At 44.3% G+C, this 19,066-nt stretch carries 16 protein-coding genes; 10 read left to right on the top strand and 6 right to left on the bottom strand.

Annotation, left to right across the window (positions count from 1 at the left end; genetic code table 11):
* Window positions 1-5: 5 nt before the first annotated feature.
* Both VJL_RS14900 and VJL_RS14895 read right to left on the bottom strand, forming a co-directional pair.
* Window positions 6-449: an A24 family peptidase gene (locus tag VJL_RS14900; RefSeq protein ID WP_038879004.1), complete on the bottom strand. Its 444-nt coding sequence runs from the start codon at window positions 447-449 to the stop codon at window positions 6-8.
* Between the two features lie 18 nt (window positions 450-467).
* Window positions 468-671: a Flp family type IVb pilin gene (locus VJL_RS14895; protein ID WP_038879001.1), complete on the bottom strand. Its 204-nt coding sequence runs from the start codon at window positions 669-671 to the stop codon at window positions 468-470.
* 332 nt (window positions 672-1,003) lie between these two features.
* Between VJL_RS14895 and VJL_RS14890 the strand changes: the two genes are divergently transcribed.
* From VJL_RS14890 to VJL_RS14855, 8 genes are all read left to right on the top strand, one after another.
* Window positions 1,004-1,867 (top strand): LysR family transcriptional regulator, encoded by an 864-nt coding sequence (locus VJL_RS14890; protein ID WP_038878998.1) that lies wholly within the window; start codon window positions 1,004-1,006, stop codon window positions 1,865-1,867.
* A gap of 11 nt (window positions 1,868-1,878) precedes the next feature.
* Window positions 1,879-2,694: a transglycosylase SLT domain-containing protein gene (locus VJL_RS14885; RefSeq protein WP_038878997.1), complete on the top strand. Its 816-nt coding sequence runs from the start codon at window positions 1,879-1,881 to the stop codon at window positions 2,692-2,694.
* Window positions 2,695-2,847: 153 nt separating this feature from the next.
* Window positions 2,848-4,539, top strand: coding sequence for an AMP-binding protein (locus VJL_RS14880; RefSeq protein ID WP_038865934.1), 1,692 nt, complete (start codon window positions 2,848-2,850; stop codon window positions 4,537-4,539).
* Window positions 4,540-4,871: 332 nt separating this feature from the next.
* Window positions 4,872-5,507, top strand: coding sequence for a response regulator transcription factor (locus VJL_RS14875; RefSeq protein ID WP_038865932.1), 636 nt, complete (start codon window positions 4,872-4,874; stop codon window positions 5,505-5,507).
* A 206-nt stretch (window positions 5,508-5,713) separates the two neighbouring features.
* On the top strand, window positions 5,714-6,307 hold the full coding sequence (locus VJL_RS14870; protein WP_038865931.1) for a hypothetical protein: 594 nt from the start codon (window positions 5,714-5,716) through the stop codon (window positions 6,305-6,307).
* A gap of 95 nt (window positions 6,308-6,402) precedes the next feature.
* Window positions 6,403-7,086 (top strand): fimbrial biogenesis chaperone, encoded by a 684-nt coding sequence (locus VJL_RS14865; protein ID WP_038878994.1) that lies wholly within the window; start codon window positions 6,403-6,405, stop codon window positions 7,084-7,086.
* A 10-nt stretch (window positions 7,087-7,096) separates the two neighbouring features.
* Entirely contained in the window at window positions 7,097-9,487 is a 2,391-nt protein-coding gene (locus tag VJL_RS14860; RefSeq protein WP_038878992.1) for a fimbria/pilus outer membrane usher protein, read from the top strand.
* A 3-nt stretch (window positions 9,488-9,490) separates the two neighbouring features.
* Window positions 9,491-10,342: a hypothetical protein gene (locus VJL_RS14855; RefSeq protein WP_038865928.1), complete on the top strand. Its 852-nt coding sequence runs from the start codon at window positions 9,491-9,493 to the stop codon at window positions 10,340-10,342.
* A 63-nt stretch (window positions 10,343-10,405) separates the two neighbouring features.
* On the opposite strand, the gene VJL_RS14850 is transcribed toward VJL_RS14855, so the two are convergent.
* Window positions 10,406-10,615 carry a DUF1127 domain-containing protein gene (locus tag VJL_RS14850; protein ID WP_038878990.1) on the bottom strand — a complete coding sequence of 70 codons (210 nt, stop codon included), beginning with the start codon at window positions 10,613-10,615 and terminating at the stop codon, window positions 10,406-10,408.
* A gap of 97 nt (window positions 10,616-10,712) precedes the next feature.
* Between VJL_RS14850 and VJL_RS14845 the strand changes: the two genes are divergently transcribed.
* Window positions 10,713-11,639: a LysR substrate-binding domain-containing protein gene (locus VJL_RS14845; RefSeq protein ID WP_038878988.1), complete on the top strand. Its 927-nt coding sequence runs from the start codon at window positions 10,713-10,715 to the stop codon at window positions 11,637-11,639.
* A gap of 117 nt (window positions 11,640-11,756) precedes the next feature.
* Here VJL_RS14845 and fusA read toward each other — a convergent pair whose 3' ends face one another.
* Both fusA and radA read right to left on the bottom strand, forming a co-directional pair.
* Window positions 11,757-13,844, bottom strand: coding sequence for an elongation factor G (fusA, locus tag VJL_RS14840; RefSeq protein WP_038878985.1), 2,088 nt, complete (start codon window positions 13,842-13,844; stop codon window positions 11,757-11,759).
* 217 nt (window positions 13,845-14,061) lie between these two features.
* Window positions 14,062-15,441 (bottom strand): DNA repair protein RadA, encoded by a 1,380-nt coding sequence (radA, locus tag VJL_RS14835; protein WP_038865921.1) that lies wholly within the window; start codon window positions 15,439-15,441, stop codon window positions 14,062-14,064.
* A 151-nt stretch (window positions 15,442-15,592) separates the two neighbouring features.
* Here radA and VJL_RS14830 point away from each other — a divergent pair, with 151 nt between their 5' ends.
* On the top strand, window positions 15,593-17,941 hold the full coding sequence (locus tag VJL_RS14830; protein WP_038865919.1) for a PilZ domain-containing protein: 2,349 nt from the start codon (window positions 15,593-15,595) through the stop codon (window positions 17,939-17,941).
* A gap of 56 nt (window positions 17,942-17,997) precedes the next feature.
* Here the strand turns inward: VJL_RS14830 and serB are convergent, their stop codons facing one another.
* Window positions 17,998-18,978 (bottom strand): phosphoserine phosphatase, encoded by a 981-nt coding sequence (serB, locus tag VJL_RS14825; RefSeq protein ID WP_038865916.1) that lies wholly within the window; start codon window positions 18,976-18,978, stop codon window positions 17,998-18,000.
* Window positions 18,979-19,066 lie beyond the last annotated feature (88 nt).

The following is a 19,066-nucleotide window of genomic DNA, read 5'->3' as shown; positions in this document are numbered from 1 at the left end:
GTTTTTTAAACGGATGTTTTCAAAAGAAGTGCCGTATAAAACCCACAACAAATTGCAACACCGTAGGGGAGCCCGATCTGAGATTTCTTACCCTCTCCAGTAACGTGAGATGGTCGCGGTAGTATCAGGTAGGTTACTGCCAATATCCCTCCGTATATCCCAACGAAAATCAATGCCTCTAAAAGGCTTTGAGTTGGGAGTGAGAAAGAAAAAGCAGCAATAAGTTTTACGTCCCCTCCTCCAAGTACCCTAATTACATGGAGGAAAAGCAAAGCAGACCAACAAATACCTAAAACCCAAAGACTTGATAATGAAAAATCTGCAATGCCAATTGCAATCGCTAAAACGGCAATCACCGATACGTGACTATTTTTGATGGTTCGCTCTCTGATATCAGAAAGCGACACAACAAAACAAGCAGTCGCTAGTGCGAGATATAAAAACAGCATTTAGTATTTGTGGTACTGCTATGGCGTAGTCAAATCAGTGGCGATATTACCAAATGCCGTTGTCAGACCTTGAATAAATGCACCATTACCGTTAAAAGTTAGAAGCAAGAATGCCGCCATTGCAACACCAATTAGACCGTACTCAATAGCAGTTACACCCTGCTCATCATTTTTAAGTTCGTTTAGGTAGTTTGTAATGTCTAGATAAAGTTTAGTAATCATGGTTTGTCCCTCTTTCCTTGTTTCGTACTAATTGCTTAGCACTTTGATCGTAGACACCGGATCACTGTCTCAAAAATGAACAACATCGGTGTTACCGATTCTGCCAATACTCTGTATTCCAATTGTCCTTATTCTTTAGAGGTATCAGAAAAAACTTCTATCTACAGTTCAGTTAATTAGCTATCACTCTTCTTCTTTGACTGGCAAAAATAAGATTTTGTACCACAAACTTAAATTGTGACATACATCACACTTAGCTAAATTATTAGTTAAGCCTTCTTCATACCCATTAAGCTAAAACTTAAGGACTAGAGGAAAGAGGAAGCACCTCGATGAAACTTCCCTTCGACAATCTGATCTCTTTTCATGCCGTGATCACTCATGGTTCTTTCAGCAGTGGAGCAAGAAAGTTAGGTAAGTCTCAATCGACGGTAAGTGGTGCGGTGAAGAGCTTAGAAGAGGAGCTAGGCTATCTGCTAATAGACAGAAGCAACAAACAAGTTGAACCAACAGAACGGGGAAAGAAGATCTATCAGCTGGCAACGCCCATCATCAACAAGTACAACGAACTGAGCCAAATCGCCGAATCCCTGTTGAGAACTGATCTATACCATATGCGAGTCGGCATTGATTCTCTGGTGTTTAACAACGAAGTCAAAAGTGCACTCATTGAGTTCTCAGAAGCCTTTCCTGAAATTGAACTTACTGTCGTCACTAAACCAAGTCGAATTCTGGGTCAATACGTCAATAATAACCAAATCGATATTGCCATCTGCAACCCTTATCACCGCACCAAATTAGACTTTAATATTGATGAGCTTTTTACCGTCAACTGCAATTGGATTGTGCATCGAGAGTTAATTCAAGAGGGTAAGCCCACAGAGTCTCGACTACTCTTATTGGATGGGTGCGAAGATTTGATCGACCTTTCGAATGTAGCCAAAAACAACATGTGGATACTCGATGACATCAGTACCATCATGGAATTGTGTATTGCTAAGAAAGGCATGGCGTTCCTTCCGCAACATACGATTGATAACTCCATGCATCAGGGGGTGTTAGCAAAGGCCCCCAGCGAAAGTGCGTTGTTTGGGAAGCAGCTGTACGCCTCGTTGATTTGGCCAATACACTCTGACTACGGCAAATACCATCAATGGTTGCACGATAAATTAAGAAAAGGGCACAAACACTTTTAACTGGAGTCGAGATGTCTTTCTACTCTCCATTATTCAAAAACTACCTTCTCATCGTCTTGAGCATTGTTTTGCTTTATGCCTCTTACCCAATTCAAGCAAAAATGACTGCGGTAGACAAAAACTCCGTTGCTCAACAAAATCGGCAATCATTGAACAATAAAAAGCTCAGGCTGAAACCTGCTCCAACCGCCTCTACCAGTTCAAGAAATCACGTTATTGAACTTCGAGGAAAAAATACGCCTTCTTCCCAAACCGTTTATTCGTTCATCAAAAAGCCAACATCGCCTGCCGCGTTACAGTATTTACCCACCATCGTCGCAGCATCAAAACAATGGCAGATTGATCCTGCTCTTATTCTTGCTGTCATTCATACGGAAAGCGCATTTAACCCCAATGCGGTATCTCATGCCGATGCAATTGGCTTGATGCAGGTGATGGAAAACGGTGGAGCATTAGAAGTCTCTCAGCAGCTCTATTTTGGCCGAAGGATAGAAAGAGAAGCATTGTTTGAGCCTGAGTTTAATATCGATATAGGCACGGCATATTTACATATTCTCGAAACGGAGTATTTACACGCTATTCACTCAGAAAAGAGTCGAACCTTACTCGCAATTGCGGCCTACAACTGCGGTTTATCGAATTTAATGCGCTACTTGTCTTATACACAGTCCATTCCAAGTTTTACTAAAGAAATGAATAAATTAAATGATGAAGAAGTCTATTTTCGACTGACACAAGCACTGCCAATTGAGGAAACTCGGCTCTATGTCGCGAAAGTGATGAAGCTTTATCAGCACTATAAAAAGCACCTCACCAATACACCTTAATGATGGACTTAACCGTACTTTGGCCCAAAGAATCGATAAGCTGTGATCCTTGACAGCAAGTTACTGTTTTTTCTCTCCCCAAATAATCATACTCATGCTATCGTTAACATTACATTAACAACAACAAACCTGCGATTAACATGGAGTTAGAGAATGATTCAGCCTAACGAGTTAAGTGAGCAGACTTGCGCTCTCCCACCACCAAATGAAATGATTCTCAAATGGGCAGCGGAGCGCCCAGATGAAGTCTACTTAAAACAAATCATCAACCGACAGTTTGTTGAGTTCACCTACGCCGAAGTGGCCGACCAAGCACTAAAATTGGTTACCGCTTTGCGCAATTTGGGGATTCAGCCGGGCGATAAAGTCGCGCTGGTTTCAAAAAACTGTGCCGAATGGTTTATCTGTGACCTTGCCATGATGCTCGGCGATTACGTCAGCGTACCTATTTTCCCGACTGCGGGTGCAGATACCATTGAGTACTGCCTTACACACAGTGAAAGTAAAGCGATCATAGGCGGTAAGTTGGATGATCCGGCCGCGACCCAACAAGTCATTGACGCCATGCCTGATGTGATCAGCATTGCTTTACCTTACGATACCGCGCCGAAGTGCCAACATCAATTTAAAGCATTGATCGCTAATGCGCAGCCGAGTGAGGAGCGTCCTCAGCACTACGATGATAAGCTAATGTCTCTGGTTTATACATCTGGTACTTCTGGCCTGCCTAAAGGCGCAATGCTGACCTATGGCGCGTTCAGTTGGTCAGTACAACAACTGATCAACCATATTGGTATACAAGAAAACGATCGCTTGTTCTCTTACTTGCCGCTTGCGCACATTACTGAGCGGGTATACATCTTTGGTTCGTCAGTCATGGGTGGCGTAACGACTGCTTTCCCAGAGTCACTCGATACTTTTATCGAAGACGTGAAGATGCACCGCCCTACGCTGTTTATCTCCGTGCCACGCTTATGGACACTGTTCCAACAACGTATTCAAGACAAACTGCCACAGAAAAAACTCAATATTCTGTTGAAGATTCCTTTCGTCAACTCTCTTATTAAGAAGAAGCTGGCTGACGGCCTTGGCCTTGATCAAGCACGTGTATTGGGATGTGGCTCTGCGCCAGTATCTCCTGCCTTATTGGAGTGGTACCGCAGTGTCGGCCTCAACATTACCGAAGCTTGGGGCATGACCGAATCTTTCGCTTACAGCACACTAAACTATCCGTTCCGCGCAGATAAGATTGGCTCGGTCGGTAATGCAGGCCCTGGCATTGAACTTAAAATCGCTGACGATGATGAAATCATGGTTCGTGGTAACGGCTTATTCTCGGGTTATTACAAAAACGACATCGCAACTCAAGAGTCATTTGACAGCGATGGTTGGCTGCATACAGGCGATATCGGCTTTATTGATGCGGAAGGCTACCTCACCATTCAAGGTCGTAAAAAGGACACCTTTAAAACCGCCAAGGGTAAGTTTGTTGCTCCAGTACCAATTGAGAATAAGCTCTTTGAGTACAGCCGTGTAGAAATGATGTGCTTGATCGGCTTAGGTCTGCCTGCACCGATTCTGTTGGTCGTGCCACATGACTTCCCGAACTTTGATCGAGAGCGCTACGCTCGTACCACTCGTAAAGTGATTGAGAGAATGAACCAAGATTTAGAGTCTCATGAACAGATTAAAGGGGTATTGATGATCCAAGACCCGTGGAGTATAGAGAATGGCGTGCTCACACCAACACTCAAGATAAAACGTCATGTGCTTGAACAAAAGTATCATGAAATTGGTCACAACTGGCCGAAAGGCGATCTCGTTGTTTGGGAAGAAGATTTGTAATTATCCTTCCTAACTCACCCCAATATCACCCCTGATGCTGACAAAGTTGCGCATCAGGGGTGATTCTTTTCATACCTTTTCATACTCCGCCCGCTCTAGCTTCACCGCTTATTTTCCTAACTTATTGTCTTATCGATATTTGTATTCTAGTCATTTGGTACTAACCTTTTTTAATACAGGTGCACATGATTTGTTAGCGTAGTTTTGCTTACAACAATATGAAAATGCATGAATCATATGCCGCAGTCTATTCGTTAAATACTTTTATACATCAACGCGTTGAGAACTAGGTTAATAAAAAATCAAAGACTAGACCTACAGGAATATTTGCCATGGAATTCAGTACTCAGCATTTTGTTGTACACCTTTTAAGTCGAGATAATTCATACTCTAGGGTGATTCGCGACTTGATTAAGGTTTCCTTTCCATACGTCAACTTCGTCAATAGCGACCGCTTCACCCAGTTGGATGAAAACAGTCTCAACTCAATCATATTGTTCGACGTACAGACCATGCCATGCCCTAAGCGATATGGTATTGCGCCTAACGAACGAGATGAAAAGTGGATCGCCGTTAATGTCAGCTCCCAAACCTCATTAGAGTGGCTAGAAAAAGGCTACTCAGGGCAGATTTGCCATGGACTGGAACTGCTTCCCAAAGCCGTCTCTGCGGTCGCAAATGGCGATGTTTGGTTCCCGCGCCACATCTTAAATAAAGCCATTCATCACTACCAACAGGGGACTGAAAACCCTGTCGTCGCGGCCGAAGAGCTTAGCTCTAAATTCTTGCTTACCAAAAGAGAGAGTGAAGTGTGCAAACTCATGCTTCAAGGTCTCTCTAATACGCAAATCGCAAGACACTCAAATGTGAGTGTGAATACGGTCAAAACTCATGCGTCCAACGTATTGCATAAATTAGATGTGCATTCTCGCTACGAGTTAATGGCGATGGCAAAAGATCAGTTCTAAGCTAACTATAAGAAATAAAAAAGGATTATTGATTAATTCAACATTAGTCAGGGTGTAATCAAATAGAGTTGAACCAAGTTCACCCCTTTTTCACCCTAACTAATAACATCACCTCACCTTTGTCGGTGAGGTTGAGAGACTCCTCTCCTCATAAGCTAGTAGAGCGATGCAACGATATGCATTCATTACTAACGAGGGATTGAGTTATGAAAAAGTTACTTCTTGCTTCAGCTGTAGCTGCAGCTGCTGCTTCACTTTCTTTTGGCGCTTCTGCGGTTCAGTTTAACAACCCAGTAGACTTTACAACGCTGAGCAAAACTGACCAAAAAACGATTCGTATTGAAGGTCGTGTGCCAAAACGTTGTTTACTACGAATCGGTAAGAAAGATGTGAAAAACAATGTTCTGCGTAAAGCAAACAAAGTGCACTCAGATTCGTGGGATAACGGGTTCAACAACAAGAAAGTGTTAGTTGGTAACTTACGCGCTTGGTGTAACTACGGTACTGATTTGGACTTCTCAGTAACTGCTTACAAACTTCGCGGTGTTACTAAACACAATATGGGCATGAAAATTAACTATAAAGTAAAAATTGGCTCTGAAACCGTTGCGAACACTAAAAACCACCATGGCATGGAGCAAATGGCAACTCCGCTTCCATCAGTTGGTGAGCACTTGGTGAACAAGATCAACAAGCATCCAATTTACGTGAAACCTGAAGATTCAGGCTTTGCACGAGCTGGTAAATATAAAGGTCGTATCAAAGTAAGCCTTGCTGCATCAGGTCCAGTAATGCCTTAACCGAACGACATCTTTATAGATAATATCTTTTAAAGGTAAAGGCAAAAAAACTTGGCTCGGTTATCGAGCCAAGTTTGTTATAGGGAGATAAATCTATGGCTAGGATCACCACTCTTCTCTTTTCTTTATTGTTCAGTTCTGTCTTATTTGCTTATGAGGTAAGTCCGATTTACTTAGAGCTTGATGATGTGGGACGGGGTTCCCAAGGGCTTTATAAAGTAACAAATGTAGAAGAAGAGCCCATTCTGCTTGAAGTGAGTGTCTATCAAGCTGATTTCTCTAGTGGGGAGGAAATCTTAACGCCATCAGAAGAGGACTTCTTAGTTCTCCCACCTCAAGCCAAAATCGATGGACAAAAATCACAAACATTCCGCGTCCGTCACATGCCGAAAGGTAACATCAGCCAGACAGTCACCTACCGAATTATCTTTACTCAGATTGAACTTGAAAATCAGGTCGAAGACGAGACGGATGACAGTTCGATCTCAATGCTATTAGAGTTTGCGACCCTTGCCTTCGTTTCACCAGCATCCAGCAAATCCATTCCAAAAGCGTCGATTCAAAATAACCAAGTTGCGTTAACCAACGATGGCAAACGCGTACTGAATATGAACGGGATGGAATTCAATTTCTTCGGAGGCAAGTCAAACGAGACTATCGATTGGGAAGTGTTGAGCAATAAGAGTAGTGCTTATTTAATGCCGGGGAGCACGGTGAAATACGCCCTTCCTAGCAAGTTAGGACAACCAAAGAAAGTCACCGTAAAAACATTAGACTAATGAGGTTTTCATGAAGAATCTCATTATAGGCCTTATCTTCTTGCTGACCTTGCAAACTGCAACTGCTCAAAGTTGGTTATTTCCATTTCCGTTGATATGGGGGGAAAGGACCCTTGGGGAAATCGATGCGTATTCGGATGGGATCACAGTTGGCTCCATCAATGTAGAACAATTGACACAAGCAACTGAGCAATTAGTCAATGCTGGTACGCTCGACGCCCTCCGAAACTTACCAGACGAGTATGTCACGGTCGAGCAATTGAAGCAGATGGGAATAGCAGCAGAATTCAATTCATCAGATCAAAGCATCAACCTCGTGATTGATGAATCCGCAGCGGCTGATTTCCTGCTTTCTTTCGGCAGTAAATACGAGCCTGCGCAATATTCAGAGAGTGCATTTTGGACCATGCAAAACACCTTCAATGCCAGTACTGATTACACTTTGTTTAGCGATTCAGACAGTGAAAATACGCAAACATGGTTAGGAGAATGGTTGGTGAAGGCCAACATAGGTGGGGTTCGTGGTGCCAATATCGACGTCTCGGGTTTTATTACTGATGGCGACGATATTGACTCTGACGTTTATCGTGGGGAGGCAAGACTCTTCTTCGATGAACCGAGCACGCCTTGGCGTTTAACCTTCGGTGATGTGACTCAAACCAGTGCCGGTCATTTACCTAGTACACCGTTAGGCGGCGTTGCATTTGAGCGTTTGTATCAAGACCTTCAACCAACTCGCAATATTCAAAATGGTGGTACACAACCTTTAGTGCTTAACGAAAGTGCTGATGTGGAGATTTACATCAATGATATTTTCCTCACCGAAATCCGACTTCCACCAGGCCGATACACCCTTGATGACCTTCCGCTGGTCTCTGGCACTAATGATGTTCGGTTAGACATCAGTTATCAATCAGGCCGCACAGACACCATTGTTTATAGCCAATTTTTCAATTCTCGCCTACTGCGTGAAGGCATCTCTGATTTTGGATTTTACTCAGGACTGATTTCGACGATTGAGGACAACAACTTCAAATACGATGATGAGCAATGGGTAACGTCTGGGTATTACGATTACGGTATCAGCGATACCTTAACGCTTGGCGTAAACGGCTTGTATCACCCAGATGGGCAACAACTTGGTGTTATCGCTACCATTGGTTCAGATTGGGGGAATTTGGGGTTAAGGGCCTCCGCTCAAAACAACAAACCCAATGATGAAACTGGCAGCATTTACAGCCTGGATTACTCTCATCAACTTTGGGGAACGGACAGTTATGGCTCACCAAACTTTCGCTTAGGTGCTGAATATCAAGATCAGTATTTTTCACTGCCTTGGCAAATTGGCCCTTCAGCGACAGGGTTACGAGTGTTCTCTAACTATGTATTTACCATTACGGATGATCTCAATCTCATCTTAACTGGGGACTATCGTGATTTTGAAGAAGAGGAAATTGAATGGCTAGTTTCGTCAGAAATTGCGTGGCAATGGTATAGCCTCTCGCTCTCTGCTGGTGTAGAAAAAGAGGAGAACCCAAACGACAATATTGATGAAACGCGCTTCACCTTCTCCGCGGATTGGGATTGGAATTCGGTTTCTGGGGAATATAACGCCAATGTTTCCTATTCGAATGAGCCCGATACTTATCGAGCACAATTCCAACGTCCATCCGATGATTACACTGGCAGCTATGGCTATGCTATGACCGCGGAAGGCGATGCAGATTCACAAACCTATTCCGTTGAAGGCGATTATGTTGCCAACCGATTTATTGCCGATGCCAAGGTCTCCCACCTAGAATTTGATAACGCAGACAGTTACCAAACGGCTTCCGTTCGCGCGAGTACGGCATTGACATTAGCAGACGGTAACTTGGCGTGGTCGCGCCCAATAAATGGCCCAGTTGCGATTGTCGCAGTTCATGAGTCACTAAACGCAGACGTCGAGATCAATGCTGTCGCGGATGATCCCGCAGAAGCCATATCAACTTCTACAATAAATAATGCGGTTCAATTGTCTGGTGGGCACCAGTTATCAACGATATTTATCAATGTGCCTGATGCGCCCGTCGGGTATGACTTTGGCGACAGTGAGTACAGCATTACTCCAGGGTCTCAAACCGGACACCTCATAAAAATAGGGTCAGCAGCATCGAAAACCATCATTGGTACGATTGAACTTAGCCAGAATAAACCATTAAAACTATTCCAAGGTCAGTTAGTTGGACAACAGAAAACGTATGAATTTTTCACTAACCGATCAGGTAGATTTGTTGTAGAAGGCGTTGCGCCGGGCGATTACACCATCATGATAGATGGCTTCTCCCCAACGAAACTGAACGTCCCTGATACAAATGAAAATCTGATTTATCTACCCACTTTACTTATTAAAGAGGGATAAACAATGAAACACCTAATCAAACTCTCAGTGCTTGGTTTTGCCCTACTTTCCCATTCAGTCTGGGCGGAATGCAGTGGCAAATGGACGCTCAATGTCGACAGAAGTAACGTCGAATTTAAACGCGATTTAGGCGCTTATATACCCGTCTACCTTGAACTCTCAAGAGACATCCAACGCTGCCGCTTTCCGATGGCCATGGTCTCGGTTAACAATAAGCAATCTAGCTACTTGAGCTCAATAAGTGGAAACCTACCCCTGACGATCTTAGACAAAAACTTTCGTCAATTAAGCCACTTTCCTAATAAAGGGTTCCAACTTCCACTTGATAATAGCCAGAGAACCAAGTTTTGGATTAAAGTCCCAGAGGCCAAAACATCTGCCTCTGGGAATTATACCGGCCTGCTAGAAGCCTCCATTTCACTAGATAGAAAAGAAGAGACCAAGAATGCAAAAGTAAAACTAAAGGTACCCGCCTTTGTCGCATTTAACTCTGCACCGAATACTCCCAACCTTCAGCGCTCCGGCAATTCAGGTTATCGCTTCCAGTTAGGTGAACTTGAATCCAACCGAACCTACCGGTCTGATTTTGATCTTCTGTCTAATTCAAACGTTCGCTTAGTCATTAAACAAAAGTATGGTGAGTTAAAACAAAAGTCAGAACCAGACTTTACGATTCCCTATACCCTCAAGTTTAACCATACCCAGGTAAACCAGAAGTCGGTTTATACCTTCTCTAATAATGAAGATACTAAGCGGTGGGGTTTACCTCTCGAAGTAACGCTAGGCAACATTGATTTTGCCCGTGCGGGAAGATACCAGGACACGATTACGGTAGAAGTGAAAGCGATGCCTTAAAGTGAAACCACCAAGTACAAAGCCAGCGGTGAATTGCCCGTTGGCTTTTTCTTTAGCTAGCGTTCAATCTCGCCAAAACGGTTTCTGAATTTCCGTTTGTACTTCACTTTCGTTGTAACCAATATCATCCAAAAGATGCTCTGGAAGGTCTGATAGATGACGCCGTGTACGGTAATTCTTTCTCCATACGACTAACTTGGAAAAGATATACTGAACTAAACGCTGACGTGGTTTCGAGGCCCATCGCCCACAAGTTTGTGCTGTATTGTTCATATCTCCTCCTTTTGATTCACATTGACCACTTAATAATCAACGACTACCCTGTAATGCTCAAACGATAGAATCTGACATTGAGTTAAGGAAAACTAATGTGAAAGAGCGGATGCCACCATTACAGGGACTGTATTACTTCTATATCGCAGCAAAGGAAGGCAGCTTTAAAGTTGCAGCAACACACTTGTTTGTGACTCCAGCAGCGATTAGCCAACAGATACGTCAATTGGAAGCTTTTCTTGGTACCGATTTATTTGTGCGCCAACACCGTAAGATACTTCTCACTCCAGAGGGCAATTTGCTTTTTGCTCAAGCTGAACGAGGGTTTAATCACCTTCAACAAGGTGTGCGTTTGATTAACCAAGATCCCAACCCGAATCACCTCTCTATTTCAACCTTGCCATCTTTCGCCCATCATTGGTTGGTTCCTCGTATTACCGCTTTTCGACAAAGGCACCCTGAGCTATCACTACTGATGGAGCCCACCAATGAACTGGTATCATTTCAAGATAGTCAGATTGACCTGTGTGTTCGTTACGGCCGTGGCGATTACCCAAACTTAGAGTCTCAGTGGTTGATGGATGAGGCTTTTTATCCGGCTTGTCATCCCATTTATCAAAAGGAACACGGAATCTATCGGGTTGAAGATTTACACAAAGCAGAACTGATTGAGGATTTGTGGCCAGATTTAGATTGGTGTTTGTGGCTAGAGACACTAGGCCATAAGTCAGCCAAGCCAACCCTTAAATACAGTGGATCTCATTTAGTACTGGAAGGTGCACTGTCTCTACAAGGTGTCGCTTTGGTTAAGCACAGCTTGGCGTATCGTTATATTCAAGACGGTAAACTGGTTCGAATTGGCGATATAGGAATTCAACCCAAATATGCTTATTACCTTTGCGCTCCCACTGGTTACCTGAAACGACCAAAAGCACTATCGTTTAGCCAGTGGATAAAAGAAGAGATTGCTGAGTTTGAAAAGACCACGGTTAGAGACTTTGAGACCATAACCTTGGCTCAATAAAACTAAGATTTAATGACGAGCCCAGCAACAAGTGCTGTTGATAGAAAGTGAGAGAACAGATAGTAAAAAGCCCCGCACTAGGCGGGGCTTTGAGATTTTAAAGAGTTAACTTAAGAATTACTTCTTACCGTCACGCTCTTTAACTTCTGCGATTACTTGCTCAGCAACGTTTGCTGGACATGCTGAGTAGTGTGCGAACTCCATAGAGAACTGACCACGACCAGAAGTGATAGTACGTAGGTGACCGATGTAACCGAACATTTCTGATAGAGGAACGTCAGCTTTAATACGAACGCCTGTAGTACCAGCTTGTTGGTCTTTGATCATACCACGACGACGGTTAAGGTCACCGATTACGTCACCAACGTTGTCTTCTGGAGTGAACACGTCAACGTTCATGATTGGCTCAAGAAGTTGCGCGCCTGCTTTAGGCATAGACTGACGGAATGCACCTTTCGCTGCGATTTCGTAAGCGATTGCTGATGAGTCAACTGCGTGGAAACCACCGTCGAATAGTTCAACTTCAACGTCTAGAGTTGGGAAGCCAGCTAGAACACCAGTATCCATCATTGACGCAAAGCCTTTCTCAACTGCAGGCCAGAATTCTTTAGGTACGTTACCACCAACAACTGTTGATTTGAACGTGAAGCCAGAGTTTGGCTCACCTGGTTTGATACGGTAGTCGATCTTACCGAACTGACCAGAACCACCAGACTGTTTCTTGTGCGTGTAGCTATCTTCAACTGGTTTAGTGATAGTTTCACGGTAAGCTACCTGTGGAGCACCTACTTCTAGCTCAACGCCGTAAGTACGCTTAAGGATGTCTACCTTGATATCTAGGTGAAGTTCACCCATACCTTTCAGGATAGTTTCACCTGAATCTTCATCAGTCTCAACTTGGAATGATGGATCTTCTGCAACCATTTTACCGATCGCGATACCCATTTTCTCAGTAGAACCTTTGTCTTTTGGAGAAACAGCAATAGAGATTACTGGTTCTGGGAAGATCATAGCTTCTAGAGTACATTCATGCTTAGGATCACATAGAGTGTGACCAGTTTGAACGTTCTTCATACCTACTACAGCGATGATGTCACCAGCTTGAGCTTCAGTAAGTTCGTTACGTTCGTCAGCTTGCATCTCACACATACGACCGATACGCTCAGTCTTACCAGTTGCAGAGTTAAGGATTGTGTCACCCTTCTTCATGCGACCAGAGTAGATACGGATAAATGTTAGTGCACCAAAACGGTCGTCCATGATCTTGAACGCAAGTGCTTTTAGTGGCGCGTCAGCGTCTACTGTAGCTACTTCACCTGTTGCTTCACCAGTTTCTGGATCTGTTAGAGGCTGAGGATCAACTTCGTTTGGAGCTGGTAGGTAATCTACAACAGCGTCAAGGATAAGTTGCATGCCTTTGTTTTTGAATGCAGAACCACAGAACGTTGGGAAGAACGCTAGATCACGAGTACCTTTACGGATACAAGCTTTTAGTTGATCGATAGTCGGCTCTTCGCCTTCCATGTAAGCTTCCATTAGGTCGTCGTCTTGCTCTACAGCAGTTTCAACTAGCTCTTCACGGTACTGTTCTAGGTCATCAAGCATGTCCGCAGGAACGTCTTGGATTTCGTAGTTTTCTGGTAGACCTGTGTCATCCCAAACGTAAGCTTTACGGTTTAGTACGTCTACAACACCAACGAAATCGTCTTCACGACCGATTGGTAGAGTCATAACTAGTGGGTTTGCACCTAGTACGTTCTTAACTTGGTCAACAACGTTGAAGAAGTCTGCACCCATACGGTCTAGTTTGTTTACGAAGATCAGACGAGCAACTTCTGAGTCGTTCGCGTAACGCCAGTTTGTTTCTGACTGAGGCTCAACACCACCAGAACCACAGAATACACCGATACCACCGTCAAGAACTTTAAGTGAACGGTATACTTCAACTGTAAAGTCTACGTGTCCAGGAGTGTCGATTACGTTCAGGCGGTGACCGTTCCACTCACAAGTTACTGCTGCAGACTGGATTGTAATACCACGCTCAGCTTCTTGCTCCATGAAGTCAGTTGTAGACTCGCCGTCGTGTACTTCACCAGTCTTATGGATTTTACCAGTAAGCTTCAGGATACGCTCAGTTGTGGTAGTTTTACCCGCATCAACGTGCGCGAAAATACCAATGTTTCTGTATTTTGATAAATCAGTCATTGTCTTACTCTGTTAATAAGGTATAAAGTGCGCGCAGAGTATATCACAATCTGTCAAGACGGATACCTTTGCGTGCCATTGGAACAAAAAAAATTTTAACGTCGATTTTCCACCCTCAAATAATAGTCAAACTTCGCAATTTGTGTGCTTAATTCAAGAATAATGAGGATGGGTTCAACATTATTGTTACCCCTTAAATTGGGGCACAAGATGGCATTTACAACTCATCAAATGCTTCAATGGCCTCCGAGAGTTTTTTCACACCATGGATTTGCATACCAGGAATTCCGCCCTTAGGCATATTCGCCGCTGGCACTATCGCTTTCTTAAAGCCGTGTTTAAATGCTTCATTTAAACGCTCTTGGCCACTTGGTACTGGCCGAATTTCACCCGCCAAGCCAACCTCACCAAACACGACAACATCTTTCGGTAACGGGCGATCGCGGAAACTCGATAAAAGCGCCATAACTAACGCAAGGTCAGCACTGGTTTCTGTCACTTTTACACCACCGACGACATTCACGAACACATCTTGGTCTGCCATTTGAAGACCACCATGCTTATGCAGTACCGCTAATAATAAAGACAGGCGGTTTTGTTCTAGGCCAACCGCAACACGACGCGGGTTTGCCAGTTGTGAGTAGTCCACTAGCGCTTGAATCTCTACTAATAGAGGACGCGTACCTTCCCACACCACCATAACGGAAGAACCCGATGTTTCCTCTTCACCACGAGATAGGAAAATCGCCGAAGGGTTATTGACCTCTTTCAGTCCCTGTCCCGTCATAGCAAATACGCCAAGCTCGTTCACAGCACCGAAACGGTTTTTATGGCTACGCAAAGTACGGAAGCGGCTGTCAGTGCCACCATCGAGCAGAACTGAACAGTCAATAATGTGCTCAAGTACTTTCGGGCCGGCAAGGGTACCATCTTTTGTTACGTGACCAACAATAAAGACGGCGACATTGTTTTGCTTTGCGTATCTCGTTAATGCCGTTGCTGATTCACGTACCTGCGCTACACTGCCCGGTGACGACTGAACGTCAGACACGTGCATAACTTGAATCGAGTCGATAACCATAATGCGAGGTTGCTCTTTCTCGGCGATTTGGCAAATTTTATCGACGTTCGTTTCCGACAACATCTTTAGATGGTCTTTCGGCAGCCCAAGGCGAGAGGCTCGCATCGCGACTTGCTGCAAAGACTCTTCACCCGTCACATACAAGGTTGGCATTTGAGAAGAGAGTAAGCACATGGTTTGCAGTAATAAGGTCGACTTACCCGCACCAGGGCTACCACCAATCAAAATCGCAGCGCCAGGAACAACACCACCGCCTAGAACACGGTCTAGTTCTTTAAAACCACTGGTGAATCTTGGGACTTCTTGTAAATCGATTTCCGATAAGGTTTGAACTTTCGATTCTGTTGCTGAACCAGCATAACCACTCAAGCGTTCATTGCGCGCAACCGTCGGAGAGGCTGCAATACGAACTTCAGTAATCGTATTCCACGCGCCACATGCGTTACATTGCCCCTGCCAACGTGGGAAGTCTGCGCCACAATCATTACAAACATACGCTCGTTTTGCTTTCGCCATGATGCCTCGATTTTTTCAACACTCGGTTTTTTCAACAAATGTGACCAAGCACAGCCATGTCAGACCTTATATGAGCAGAACTATTGATATACTCAAGTTTTGCTTTGCTTAGCCGATATAATTCGAATAACGACATACTTTAACAGAAATAATGCAGCAATCTGAAATTCTCTCGCTCGCAGAACGCCTCATCCCTGTTTATGGCGCTGATGACTTTGATTTCGTCCTGGGTCAATTGACTGAAGGAGAGCCACCATCGGCCAAAATTCTAGTAAAGATGGAGCTCAACCGTGTCATGGCTCCTTGTAAAAAGAGCATTGATTTGCGAGGTCGAGTGAAAGGTGAATGTCGTGAATACTTATTAGATGGCATTCCACATTGGCTGGATGACGTCGCCTTTAACGCTTACCACAAGAACCTGAAAAAGTACGGTGGTTACACCGAGGGCATGTGGGAGGCTTTGGTCAACACACGCAATAACTTCCGTGTGATGAGCAAAAATAATGGTAAGAGTGAAGAACGATCGCTGACCGATCCGAAAAGCCCTTTTCTTGCAGAGCCTGTGCACCTTGGGTATGACCTAAAACGTCAAGAGAAGCGTTTAAAAGTACAGTCCCAAGTGGAAATCGTTCGTTCAAAAGAGCAAGTTATCCATGGGTTGAGCATCGACCTTTCTTGTTCGGGGGCGAAATTCAAAGTCCCTAGCGCTTTTAAATACAGTCTGGGAGAAGTCATTCAGGTGACTTTTACTGAGTTTGCGAGCAAGTCTCAGGTCGCTGGCATTGAAAAGCCAATGACCTATCGTGTTCTGGCCGTAGATGATTGTTATGAAAATGACTCGATTCGCTACCTAAGAACGATTCGCCTGACGGAAACCAACATCATCGCTCGTGTGATTGACGAAGCACTAAACAGTGCAGCAAAACGAGCTCGTCATGACAACCAAGATAAAATCATTCGCGCTCGAACTCGTGGTTACGAGCACATTGCTCTCAAGCACACGAGCAATCTACCTCTGTTCTTCGAAGGTAGCGAACTTAAGTTAGCCATGTTAACGCCAAATAACCAAAAGTTATGGCAGTACTGGCACGATGAACGTAATCAGCAAGTATTTGGTTCGTTGTTCCATGAGCAAAGAATGGCATCGCTTATTACGCCTGGAGTTAAAGGAACAACCAATGTGCTTTATTCCTTTACCCATGAGCATGAAAATAAAACCTACTTCTATTCAATGCTCCGTCCAGAAGCGACTAGAGAACAACGCCAACTGTTTTGGCACTTAGGTGCAAAACGTTCAAGTTGGCGTGCGTTCCGTATTTCAATTTTTGAACTCTCTGAACAAGAGAAAAATGACCTTGCAGCGTTCTCTTCTGAGCTTGCTGAAAGCTCACAAAGACTAACACATGTCGGTATTTTGCAAGAGATCGCTGATGATAAATCCGGTCAAGATTACCTACTGACGGAGAAACCTCGTGTTCCTGCGAACACATTAAATTCATTTCGTCAGCCGAGGAAGATCATTGGCAGTCCTAAAGGTATCTATTTCGATGCGCAATCACGTCGCAAGGAACCTCGCTACCGTTTCAAAACACCGTTGGTATTGGATGCTGGCAACCTAAAAGCCGCTGGTTTCACCATGGATATTTCCAAACGTGGCTTGGGCATCAGGTTAGATGAACCTACTGCGCTGCGTTCAGGGCAAGAGGTTCACATCAATTTCCGTGAGTTGCAGCTCTACGATAAGAAACTGCCCCTATCCGAGGTACCTTATCGTATTATTCGAGTGAGTCCTGATGGCCGTAGTGTGCAAATGGTGATAGACGAAGACAGCAAAACCATGCGCGTGATTGCTTTCTTTAATAGCATTATTGAACACAACCAAGACAAACTCATTCAACAAAAAGAGGTGCTACCAAGTAACCCATTGCTAGAAAGGCTGCACAGCGTGTTACTTTCTCGTACCTTGAGTACTCCGATCTTTATTAGTAAAAGTGCCACCTCTTCGGTTAAAACACCAGTGATAGGGGTGAACTTCCCACTTCCAAAACACATCGAGTTGTACGCTCGCTTGGGCCACAATCAACTGTTCTCGCTAGAACCTCTGTTTAAGGGTCGCTCCAGCACATTGATTGCCGACCCCATCAAGCGTATCGATGGCGCACAAGCAAGACATCAAGACATTTATATCAGCCTGATGAAGGTAGGCAGCAAGATCACGGGCCTCGAGTCTAAACTGCACCAAGATTTCACCAGTGTGAAAGAGCGCATTCAATTTATTAAGAAAGCGCGCATGATGGGCGAGTTCTATGCCACACGTATTTCAACCGCGCCGATCTTTGATCCAATGACCTCTTTGCTGCGCCAAGATTTGAGCGACCTGACTCAATTTGGTGTCCATCAAGCCAGCAAGTTAGAAAAAGAACTGACTGCTCTCGTCGGTTACAGTGAGTTTGAAGACATCACGGAAGAGGTCGTCGTCAGGCTTGAACTCACCGAATAAAGAAACACCGCCAACTATAGGCGGTGTTTTCTATTGGTCGGTCTTAAACCTTGAGCTTATGGCTTTGCTTGCCAGCTGATTTTCTGTTGCTTAACCAAAGCGCCTGACAGAATGCATAACACTCCACCGAGCCCCGCAAATCGAACTGATGTCTGCGCTTGTTGCTCGACCTTTGGTTTCGCATGATAAGCAATACCTAGCCCTGCTGCAGACATCATCACCAAGTCATTGGCTCCATCGCCTACGGCCACTGTATTGTGTTGTTCAATGTCATACTCTTCTGCAAGTTCAACCAAGATATCCGCTTTTGTTTGTGCAGAGACAACATCGCCAAGTACCTGACCGGTCAACTTGCCATCGATAATTTCCAATTGGTTCGATTGAGCAAAGTCCAAGCCAACTTTGTCTTTGATGAAATCAGAAAAATAAGTAAAGCCACCGGAAGCAATCGCCGTCTTCCAACCTAATGCTTTAAAGGTCGCAATCAGCGCTTCAAAGTCAGGCATAAATGGTAGTTGGCTACGTACTTGTTCCAAAATCGCTTCATCGGAACCTTTCAGTTTACCCACGCGCTGACGCAAACTTTGTTCGAAATCCAAGTCCCCTTGCATGGCTCGTTCGGTGACTTCTGCCACTTCTTCACCAACGCCTGCCAGCTTAGCGATTTCATCAATACACTCGATTTGAATCGCCGTCGAATCCATATCGAAAACCACCAGCCCTGGCGTAGAGAGATCCGGCACTTCATTAAGCGACGCATAATCAAGGTTAAGGTTCTTCAAAATGATTTCGTGCTCTGGAGTGAGTTGCCCAGCCATCAATGCAACTTCATACTGCCCAACTTTCCAAGTGTCTAAGATTGGATTGTAGAAACCAGTAAAAAAATCGATGTCTTCGAAGTTACGGGGCTCAAGATGTTCACCAAACACAATCCAGTTAGCCTTGGCTTTATCAAGCTGGGTGGCAAAGCGAGTTTCGGGTAGTCGTTTTAAAAGAGTCGTATGCCTTCTGATAGGCAAGCTTTTTGACGCGTCCATGTATATAATCCCTTGTGACTTTGCTAAAACGTTACCTCAACAAGCTAAAAAGGCAAGTCTTTGTTTTGTTTTGAATGGACGAGTAAAC

Source organism: Vibrio jasicida CAIM 1864 = LMG 25398, from assembly GCF_000400365.1.
GTDB classification, from domain to species: domain Bacteria; phylum Pseudomonadota; class Gammaproteobacteria; order Enterobacterales; family Vibrionaceae; genus Vibrio; species Vibrio jasicida.
Note: the sequence above shows the minus strand (reverse complement) of the source record. Positions and strands in the feature narration are given on the sequence as shown.